Annotated in this window: 12 protein-coding genes; 5 read left to right on the top strand and 7 right to left on the bottom strand. The window is 53.9% G+C overall.

Annotated features, from left to right (window positions below):
• Positions 1–282 precede the first annotated feature (282 nt).
• Positions 283–2,034 (top strand): NAD+ synthase, encoded by a 1,752-nt coding sequence (locus C4542_03905; protein RJO62473.1) that lies wholly within the window; start codon positions 283–285, stop codon positions 2,032–2,034.
• A gap of 47 nt (positions 2,035–2,081) precedes the next feature.
• Here C4542_03905 and C4542_03900 read toward each other — a convergent pair whose 3' ends face one another.
• Positions 2,082–2,189: a hypothetical protein gene (locus C4542_03900; protein RJO62472.1), complete on the bottom strand. Its 108-nt coding sequence runs from the start codon at positions 2,187–2,189 to the stop codon at positions 2,082–2,084.
• Between the two features lie 183 nt (positions 2,190–2,372).
• Between C4542_03900 and C4542_03895 the strand changes: the two genes are divergently transcribed.
• Positions 2,373–2,825 carry an iron-sulfur cluster assembly scaffold protein gene (locus C4542_03895; protein ID RJO62471.1) on the top strand — a complete coding sequence of 151 codons (453 nt, stop codon included), beginning with the start codon at positions 2,373–2,375 and terminating at the stop codon, positions 2,823–2,825.
• A 59-nt stretch (positions 2,826–2,884) separates the two neighbouring features.
• On the top strand, positions 2,885–3,541 hold the full coding sequence (locus C4542_03890; protein ID RJO62470.1) for an indolepyruvate oxidoreductase subunit beta: 657 nt from the start codon (positions 2,885–2,887) through the stop codon (positions 3,539–3,541).
• Between the two features lie 76 nt (positions 3,542–3,617).
• Here the strand turns inward: C4542_03890 and C4542_03885 are convergent, their stop codons facing one another.
• Both C4542_03885 and C4542_03880 read right to left on the bottom strand, forming a co-directional pair.
• Positions 3,618–4,196, bottom strand: a complete 579-nt coding sequence (locus C4542_03885; protein RJO62469.1) for a flavin reductase family protein — start codon at positions 4,194–4,196, stop codon at positions 3,618–3,620.
• Between the two features lie 18 nt (positions 4,197–4,214).
• Positions 4,215–4,451, bottom strand: a complete 237-nt coding sequence (locus tag C4542_03880) for a phosphohydrolase (protein RJO62468.1) — start codon at positions 4,449–4,451, stop codon at positions 4,215–4,217.
• Positions 4,452–4,637: 186 nt separating this feature from the next.
• Here C4542_03880 and C4542_03875 point away from each other — a divergent pair, with 186 nt between their 5' ends.
• On the top strand, positions 4,638–5,117 hold the full coding sequence (locus tag C4542_03875; protein ID RJO62467.1) for a MarR family transcriptional regulator: 480 nt from the start codon (positions 4,638–4,640) through the stop codon (positions 5,115–5,117).
• Between the two features lie 102 nt (positions 5,118–5,219).
• Here the strand turns inward: C4542_03875 and C4542_03870 are convergent, their stop codons facing one another.
• From C4542_03870 to C4542_03855, 4 genes are all read right to left on the bottom strand, one after another.
• Positions 5,220–5,606 carry a hypothetical protein gene (locus C4542_03870; protein RJO62466.1) on the bottom strand — a complete coding sequence of 129 codons (387 nt, stop codon included), beginning with the start codon at positions 5,604–5,606 and terminating at the stop codon, positions 5,220–5,222.
• A gap of 81 nt (positions 5,607–5,687) precedes the next feature.
• The gene (gene ftsZ, locus C4542_03865; GenBank protein ID RJO62465.1) at positions 5,688–6,842 is read right to left on the bottom strand and encodes a cell division protein FtsZ; all 1,155 of its coding nucleotides are present in this window, start codon (positions 6,840–6,842) and stop codon (positions 5,688–5,690) included.
• 41 nt (positions 6,843–6,883) lie between these two features.
• On the bottom strand, positions 6,884–8,098 hold the full coding sequence (ftsA, locus tag C4542_03860; protein ID RJO62464.1) for a cell division protein FtsA: 1,215 nt from the start codon (positions 8,096–8,098) through the stop codon (positions 6,884–6,886).
• An 84-nt stretch (positions 8,099–8,182) separates the two neighbouring features.
• Positions 8,183–8,401 carry a hypothetical protein gene (locus C4542_03855; protein ID RJO62463.1) on the bottom strand — a complete coding sequence of 73 codons (219 nt, stop codon included), beginning with the start codon at positions 8,399–8,401 and terminating at the stop codon, positions 8,183–8,185.
• Between the two features lie 176 nt (positions 8,402–8,577).
• On the opposite strand from C4542_03855, the gene C4542_03850 reads away from it, so the two are divergent.
• Complete coding sequence (locus tag C4542_03850) at positions 8,578–9,258, top strand: hypothetical protein (GenBank protein RJO62462.1); 681 nt, start codon at positions 8,578–8,580, stop codon at positions 9,256–9,258.
• Positions 9,259–9,363 lie beyond the last annotated feature (105 nt).

Here is a 9,363-nt window from a genome sequence, read left to right as displayed (position 1 = left end):
CGACCATTGTGGTCGAGGGATGTAGTTCGCCGCGAAGCGGACCGAACGAAGTTCGTATCTGTTAATACCCCGACCGTAAGGTCGTGGGAAGTTTATTTGGGGTGAGGATTGCCTGTCATGGCGGTGATGGCAGATGGAGAGATTTTTAGCCTGCCAGACCCTTCGTCCGCCTAGGCGGACGAAGGGTGAGAGATGTGCATTGTTGCTGTCAGCCTGCTAGAATACTTGTTCAAATATTCTTGACAAAGGCAGTGCAGGCAGATAGCATTAGGATTACATAAGATGGATAAGAAACCTCGCACCCTGCGCCTGGGGATGGCCCAGATTGACACCACCGTCGGCGACTTTGCCGGCAACCTGGAGAAGATGGTGCGCATACTCGACGAAGCGCGGCATCTCAAGGTCGACCTGGTGGCATTTCCCGAGCTGGCTATCTGCGGCTATCCACCGGAAGACCTGTTGCTCAAACCTCAGTTTATAGACAAGAACCTCCAGTACCTCGAAAATCTGGTCAAGGCATCGGCGGGGCTGAGCGTAGTCGTGGGTTTCGTAGAGCAGCGCGGAGACCTGTACAATGCCGCCGCTGTCATCCACGACGGCAAGCATATCGGTACCTACCGCAAGATATATCTGCCCAACTACGGCGTTTTCGACGAGAACCGCTATTTTAAGGCTGGCAGCGAATGCCCCGTATATGTAATCGCGGGTACGGGCGTTGGCGTCAATATCTGCGAGGATATCTGGTACGAGGCGGGTCCGGCTACGGCGCAGGCATATGCCGGAGCGGAGGTCATTCTCAACATAAGTGCCTCGCCTTACCATTATGGCAAAGCCGGCGAGCGCACCAGGATACTTACCGCCAGGGCGCTGGATAACATGGCTATCGTGGCTTATACGAATCTCGTCGGCGGGCAGGACGAGCTGGTTTTCGATGGCAACAGCGTCGTGATGAATGAAAGAGGCGAGGTGCTGGCGCGCGGGAAGCAGTTCGAGGAAGATTTTATAGTAGTTGACCTCGACGTGGAAGCTGTCGTCCGTGCCAGACTGCACGACCCGCGCTGGCGCAAGCACGCCGTTTACGATGCTTTACCGGACTGGGCGACGCAGAAAATCGCCGTCTCGGAGCATGTCGAATCAACCTCCAAACCTCCTCTGCCTCCAAGAGAGGTCAAGCCAACGCCGCTCGCCGAGGAAATCTATAACGCCCTGCTGCTCGGCACGCGCGACTACATCGTCAAAAACGGGTTCAAGAAGGTGGTGCTGGGGCTGTCGGGCGGGGTGGACTCGGCACTTGTGGCCACCATAGCAACCGACGCACTGGGCAATGATAACGTCATCGGGGTTTCCATGCCCTCGCGCTATTCCTCACCAGGGAGCATCACAGATGCGCAAAAACTGGCGCAGAATCTCGGCATCCAGTTGCTCTCATTACCCATCGAGAAAACCTTTCAGGTCTATCTGGACAGCCTGGCCGATGTTTTCAAGAATAGCAAACCCGATACCACCGAAGAGAACATCCAGGCGAGGATACGCGGCAACTTCGTGATGGCGCTCTCCAACAAGTTCGACTGGCTGGTGCTGCCCACCGGCAACAAGAGCGAGATGGCGACGGGTTATGCCACGCTCTACGGCGATATGGCAGGCGGCTTTGCCATCCTCAAGGACGTACCCAAGACGCTGGTATATCAGCTGGTGGCTTATCGCAATCAGAAGGCCGGTTTCGACCTCATACCTCAAGCGGTAATCGACAAACCGCCTTCCGCCGAGCTGCGTCCCGACCAGCGCGACAGCGACAGCCTGCCGACTTACGACATACTCGACCAGGTGCTCAAAGCCTACGTGGAAGAAGACAAGAGCGTGGAACAGATGTTGAAAATGGGGCTGGACGAGGCGGCGGTGCGCAAAGCGGTCAAGCTGGTTGACGGCAGCGAATACAAGCGGCGGCAAGCCCCGCCGGGCATTAAGATAACGGCGCGCGCCTTCGGGCGCGACAGAAGGCTGCCTATCACCAACAAGTTCCAGGGTAACGGCTAACCCAGGGCGATAAAGTCTTTCTTGCTGGCGCCGCAGACCGGACAGGACTAGTTGTCGGGCAGAGATTCGAAAGAGGTGCCGGGTTTCACGCCCGAATCGGGGTCGCCCTTCGTGGGGTCGTAGATGTAGCCGCAAACCAAACACTTATACTTCATCGAAATTACATCCTTGTAGTTTATTATATTAATTATATATTCTCCAGATAATTAGATAGGGCTGTGCTCTGTGGCATTAAATTGCTGGAAATTTGCCAAGAGACATACGTTCGACTAAACTGAATACGAAAATAAAGCATCCAGGCTGCTCTCTGACTTAATAATCGAAAGGTGGTGCACGTAATGGCCGACAATCAACATACGGGTGATGGGGCTCTGGACCAATACTGGGCCTTCCTGAAAGAGACCTACCGCCAGAAGTATTCGGAAGTGGCTGCCGACCACATGGTCTTCCCGCGCAACTCGGGCGAGCTTTCCGATCACTCGTGTTTCGGGATAGTGAACGATGACCATGACGAGACGATGGCCATCTGGCTCAAGATAGAGGATGGCAAGGTCACAGATGCCACATTCACCTGCGACGAGTGCGTTACCTGCACCGCCTGCGCCAGCGTTATCACCGAACTTGCCAGGGGGAAGACGACGGCAGAGGTTCTGGCTATTACCCCGCAGGAAGTGATTGACACGCTTCAGGGATTACCTGAAGAAGACCAGCATTGCGCAGAACTGGCGGTGGAAACCATCCAGGCCGCCGTCAATGATTACCTACGAAACCAGCAGCCGGCGGTCTCCTGACCGAGATTATCTACGCATAGGAGCAGGCAATAATCTAATGATTAATGAGGAAGAACTAAATGATTAAACTCAACATAATCATCACGGGCGTGGCAGGGCAGGGGGTGGAACTAGCCGGCGACATTATTGAGGAGGTCGCGAGGGAGAGGGGCCTGGATGTCAAGAAAAAGGACAACCAGGGCATATCCCAGCGTGACGGCAGCATCATTACCCGGTTGAGCGTCGGTGAAGATGCGTCCGCTGCGTCATCCGGCGAGGGCGAAGCGGATATTTTGCTGGCATTTGAAAAAGTGGAAGCCGCCAGGTGCAGTGAATACCTGAGGAACGGCGGCATCGCTATCGTGAATGATATGGCCGTTGCGCGGCCCTCCGTCAACCCCGGCAGCGAAGCTTACCCGGATGATGCACAGATACTGTATTTGTTATCTCTCCGTTCGGCTGAAGTAATGGTTATCGAAGCTTCTCTCCGTGCCACAGAGAGTGGAAATCCCGACGTACTCAGTACCGTTATGCTGGGGGCGCTCTCGATGCTTACGCCCTTTAATCCCGATCTGTGGGAGAAAGTAATAGCTAGAAAAGTGCCTCCTGGAACGCTGGATGTGAATCTAGCGGCTTTCGGAACGGGAAGACGCGAGATGCTGCGGATTTTAGACGGAGTACCGGGTGAAGGCGAATGCTCCGGCCATGAACACGATGACGATTGCGGCTGCCACTAGGGAAGACTAAGCCTGAGTGAGTGCCACCAACCGGGCCGGCAAGTTCATATGGTGATGGACTTCTTGCGCAAGAAGATTAAGAAGTCTTGAGCTTACGGCCTACTTTGAATGCGGGCGCCAGCACTTCGCCGAAGGCCTGATACTGGGCTATCGTCCCTTCACTGTATATGAAGGGCTTGATTTTGGTGACGTCAGGTTCGCCTTCCGTCAGACAATCCTGGTTTACATAAGTCTCGATGACCTCTCCGATAATCAGGGCGTGGCTGCCCAGGCCGAGGATGTGGACAACCTTGCATTCCAGATTGAAGGGGCATTGCTCTATCATCGGGGCTGTTTCGAGCTTGCCGTAAAAGATATTAAAGCCGCAGACCTTGTTCTTGTCCCTCTTCGCCCCGGAGACGATACCGCAGTAATCGGTTTCCACTACTTGATCTTGCGACGGGATATTGACCGAAAAAGTCCCTTTGTCCTTAATCCCCTTGTAGGTGTGGCGGTGATGCTGAAGCGCCACGCTGACCATAGGCGGGCGGCTGCAGGCAATTCCTCCCCAGGCTACCGCCATGAAATTGGCGTTGCCTTCCACATTGGCTCCCACCAGGAAGCTGGGCATGGGATAGACCAGCGGCCGCGGGCCGAGCGTTATTTTTTGTGACATTGTCAACCTCTTAACTTATTACTTATTATCCAGCCCCATAAGCTGTTTCCATCTTTCTTCGCCCAGGCACTGGCGGGCTGATGGACACCATTCCATGCAGGAAGGCGCCTTTTCGCGGTAGACGTACTGGCCGCACTTCTTGCAGCGAAAGCGAGCTTCATCCGAGAATATTTCAACAAGGTCGCCGCAGGACGGGCATTTGTACACTGCCGAGCGCAGATTTTTGCTATCCTGACCGGGGCATTTTCCAGCCATTTTGACACCTCTGAAATGATTTATAGTCAATATATCACAGGAGAGGCAGAAATCCCAATTAAGCAACAATTTGGTCAATCGTCATTATTGAATCGATGCCAGAATGTATTGAGAATGCTCAAACAAATGAATAATGTGTTATAATGCGCAGTTATACGACCATCAAATACGAGCATCGGAGAACATATGAACAGGGCTGAGTTTCTTGACCAGGATTTCGATCTATGGATTTTGCTGGCTCAAACAAGGGCATTGCTGTTTACTGCAGGCGAGGTGGAGCTGTCCAAGTGGAACATATCGCTGATGCAGGGATGGACTATCTTCACTATCAAAGCGATAGGCGAACGCGCTACTCCCGCCGAGATATCGCGCTGGCTGGGCCGCGAACCTCATACCGTATCCAGCCTGTTGAGCCGCATGGTGGCGCAGGGGCTGGTGGTGAAAGAAAAAAGCCTGGATAAGAAAAACCTGGTGCGCATTAGACTGACTGAGAAAGGCGAAAAGCTTTATCATGAGGCCATCGGGATGAAGCCGATGCACGACATCATCTCTGTGCTGAACAGCGAAGAGCACCAGCAGCTCAAGTCTCTCCTTGGAAAGCTGCGCGATAAGGCACAGCAGAGCCTGGGAAGAAAATACAAACTGCCGTCTGAGGCTTTAGAGTAAGCCGAACTCTATCGAATCAGACCGACCATCCGCATAAAAAAAAGCCCCTCTCGGAATGAGAGGGGCTTTTTTTTACCTAATATCGAAAGGTGGGATTTGGCTCTATTTGGAAGCGGGGACCATCACAGAGCACGGGCTCAGCGGCATGATAAGCTGCATCATGGCCATACGGTCCCGATTATCTCCTGGCTGATGCACTTCGGGGGTGAGAACGGATTTGATAGCGCCGTGAACCGGTTCACGTCTGGTGAGCCAGTATAACGGCGTTCCGCGCCCTCCCCTCGTTTCCAATAGTTTCTGCCCGGAGAGAGCTTCCAGAGACATCTCAACACGATGAGTATCGCTCAGTCCAAGCCCGCCTAGCAGCACTTGTTTATCGAAGCGCGCATACGGATGTCTGGCGAAGAAACGCAATATCTCGCGGTGGTACTGGTTGCGGCAAAGCTCTTCGACAAGCTGTTTGTTTTCTTTAAATTCAACCTCAAGCATCAGACCACCTCCGCAATAAATTGGCACAGGAGTATGTGGTAGGGAGGGGTTACCCTCCCTACCACAAGAGCAGGGCAGGTGTTATCGCGTCGGGCGGCGTCCCATGCCCGCACCCATTCCCACCCTCGTGTAGGAGGGAGGGGTATCGGCGGCGGGAGCCGGGCGCCGGCTGGCAAGCATGCCTCGCTGGCGCATGAAAGAGGGTACTTCCAGTTCATCTTCCGATTTAAGATTTTTGAGTGCGCGGAATATTTCTCGTTCGCGGGCGGCTCCGGCCATTCCCTCTTTGGTGGCGAACCCTGTGGCGATGAGTGTCAGACGTACCTCGTTGCCCATGTTGGGGTCGAGCAGTACGCCGAAAATTACGTTAGCATCCGGGTCAACTGCCTTGCGGATGATGTCGGCGGCGGCGTTGACTTCATAGAGTGTCAGCGAACTGTCGCCGGCGACGTTGAAGATGACTCCTTTGGAACCCTCGATAGATACATCCAGCAGCGGGCTCTGCAGAGCATGCTTGGCGGCTTCGACAGCGCGATTGGAACCGGAACCATGTCCGATGGACATCCAGGCCGGGCCGGCATCTTTCATCACGGAACGCACATCGGCAAAGTCCAGGTTGATGAGGCCGGGGACGGTGATGACCTCGGCAATGGCCTGAACGCCGTTGCACAGTACCTCGTCAGCCAGTTTGAAGGCGCCGTCAACACCCGTTTTCTGGTCGCAGATGTCGAAAAGGCGGTCGTTGGGGATGAGCACCAGGGTATCGACATTCGGCATAAGTTCTGCAATGCCCTCTTCGGCCACCTTCATGCGGTGCGTGCCTTCGAAAGCGAAGGGCTTGGTGACGATGGCAATGGTAAGCGCCCCGGTTTCTTTGGCCATCTGGGCCACCACTGGTGCGGAACCAGTGCCGGTGCCGCCGCCCATGCCGGCGGTGATGAATACCATGTCCGAACCCGCAACTACCTGGCGGATTTCATCGCGGCTTTCTTCGGCGGCCGCATGCCCCATTTTATTATCGCCGCCGGCACCCAGGCCGCGGGTATTTTTTTCACCCAGTTGTATGCGAATGGGGGCTTCGGTGATGGCCAGCGCCTGGGCATCGGTGTTCATGGCGACGAATTCGACACCGCGAATCTGTTCGCGCACCATGCGCGTGATAGCGTTGCAGCCGGCGCCGCCGCAGCCGACAACCTTGATTTTAGCTCCACTCTGTACATAAATCGTTTTTGCCAATTTGTTGCTCCTTCCTAATTTTAAATGTAGTTAGATTCTTCTTACGACGGTTGCTTCCGGCTGAACATGCCGGTCAAGTCGGACATGAAACTGCGGCCTGAGCCCGTTTCACTCGCCCTGGGTGTTTCGGGGTGAGACTGTTTCCATAAAAGCAGGCCCACGGCGGTGGAAAAAGCCGGATCGATCAGGCTGTCGGATACGCCGTAGAGCTGCGGAGGAGTTCCGATGCGCACGGGCAAGTGCGTAACCTCCAGGCCGAGCTCGGCGATTCCGGGAAGGTTGGTAGTACCGCCGGTAAGAACCATGCCGGAGCGGATATATTTGCTGTAATCGTTGGGGAGCTCGAGAAGTATCAGCCGCAACAACTCTTCCACACGGGTGCGGATAATCTCGTAGAGCTCGGCATAGGGCACGGTTTGCCCGTCTTCGGTGAGCGTTCTTTCAGTGATTTTTTCCTCACCCGGGACAACGCTGCCGTATTTCTTTTTCATCTCCTCGGCCAGTTCCACGGAGACGCCCAGACCGACGGAAATGTCGTGGGTTATCGAATTGCCGGCGACGGGGAGTACGGAGGTGTGGAAAATGTTATCGTCTTTGTAAACAGCCACGCCCGTGGTGCCCCCGCCGATATCGGCCATGATTACGCCGTTCTGTCTTTCGTCCGCGGTGAGCACCGCTTCCGCACTGGCCAGTGGGGCGAAGATCAGCTGTTCGATTTCTATACCGGCTCCGCGCACGCACTTGGTGAGGTTTTCCACCGAAGCCGTGGCGGCAGTTACTATATGGGTATCCACATCCAGGCGGAAGCCGTGCATGCCGACAGGGTTTTTGATGCCTTCCTGCCCGTCAACGGCGTATGTTTGCGGAATAAGGTGCAGGATCATCGACCCTGATGCGCCGGTCTGCGCCACGTTTTGAGCCACCTTGAGAACGCGCTCGACGTCTTCCTGTTTTACCATCTGCTTGTTGGAGGTGATGGCGATGACGCCGCGGTTGTTCACCGAGCTGATGTGGCGGCCGGTGATGCTAACCATGGCGGATTCGAGTTTGTATCCCACCGCCTGCTCCGCAGTTTTCACGGATTGGCGGATGGATTCCTTGGCGTCGTTGAGATTGACGACGAGGCCCTTTTGCAAGCCGTTCGAAGGGGCAACGCCCACCCCCAGAATGCGCAAATCCTCGCCATCGGTATCCGCCATAACGGTGCAGATTTTGGAAGTACCGACGTCAATGGATGCGATCTTTCTTCTTTTCATTGGGTAACTCCCTCTAACGTGAAGTTATTGCTCATCCTTTCCCTGCTCTCTCCTGTTTTTTTCTTATATGTTTATAATGTAGATTTACCGGCCAGCCGGGGTATTGCGGTAGTGGACGTTCCACTTCAGGCATAAGGAATTGATGTAATTCTTGACTTCCTGGCTATCGGTGCGATAGAGGTCTGCCAGGAAGCCATGCAGCAGTTCACCGCCGCTCATTCCCGGCGTTGGCTCTGCTGGTCCCGGAAGATTGATGTGGACAATTTCCGTCATGAGTTTTTGATACTCGATTGCTGCTCCCATGCTCCTACTCCTTCCTTTGTAAAACTTGTGGCAATATTAGGCCGTGCCAAACGTATCCGTCAAATACTGTCCAATATTGTCCGCCAAAATTCCAACGCAAGAAAAATTTGTCCAACCCCTCAACAATACCTTTGTCCTGTTGCATTTTGGACTGGAATTAACCTACAATTGTAGTGATGCTACCCAGTTCATCCAAGAAGCTGCTGCCTCCCTACGTGTCTTACCGCACGTTTTTAAACTTCCTCGAGGGTCTGCAACAGACCATGCCGGCGCGCATTGACCGCAGCTACTGGGGAGACCGTCTTTCGGGCAGCACCGGGACGCAACTGGTATCGGCCCTGCGGTTCCTCGATCTGATAGACGTGAACGGGTTCCCGACCGTCAAGCTGCGGCAACTGGTAACCAGCAAAGGCAGCCAGCGTACCGAACTACTCAAGCAAGTCACGCATGAATCTTATAGTTTTTTCTTCCTCAGCCAGGTTGACTCGCAGGCGGCCACTTACGCCCAACTTGAAGAAGCTTTCCATGATAACTATCAGATTGCCAACGATGTGGCGCGTAAATGCATTAAATTCTTCATAGGGCTGGCCAGTGACGGCGGAATGAAATTATCGCCGTTCGTTACTAAAAAGACCAGAAACGCTCGCCCATCTGCTGCTGTGAAAAAATCAGGCAGGAGCCTGGATAAAAAGGCAGGGACAGAAATTCCACAACACTCAGGATTAATTCCAAATGGAACTGGCATGGACAAGTTACTGATAGATAAGTTCCCCGAGTTTGACCCGTCCTGGCCTGATGAGGTGAAGCTAAAATGGTTCACCGCCTTCGACGAGTTGCTTAAACGTACCGGGGGATAAAACCAACGTACTTAGCGGATGTTTGTTGACAAATCACGAACAAGATAATAATATCAAGAATTGAAGGCGCCATATAAAACATAAAATTGACGCATCAATTAGAGA

The organism is Dehalococcoidia bacterium (genome assembly GCA_003597995.1).
Classification (GTDB): Bacteria; Chloroflexota; Dehalococcoidia; order Dehalococcoidales; family UBA1222; genus SURF-27.
This window is presented reverse-complemented; position numbering and strand designations above follow the sequence as displayed.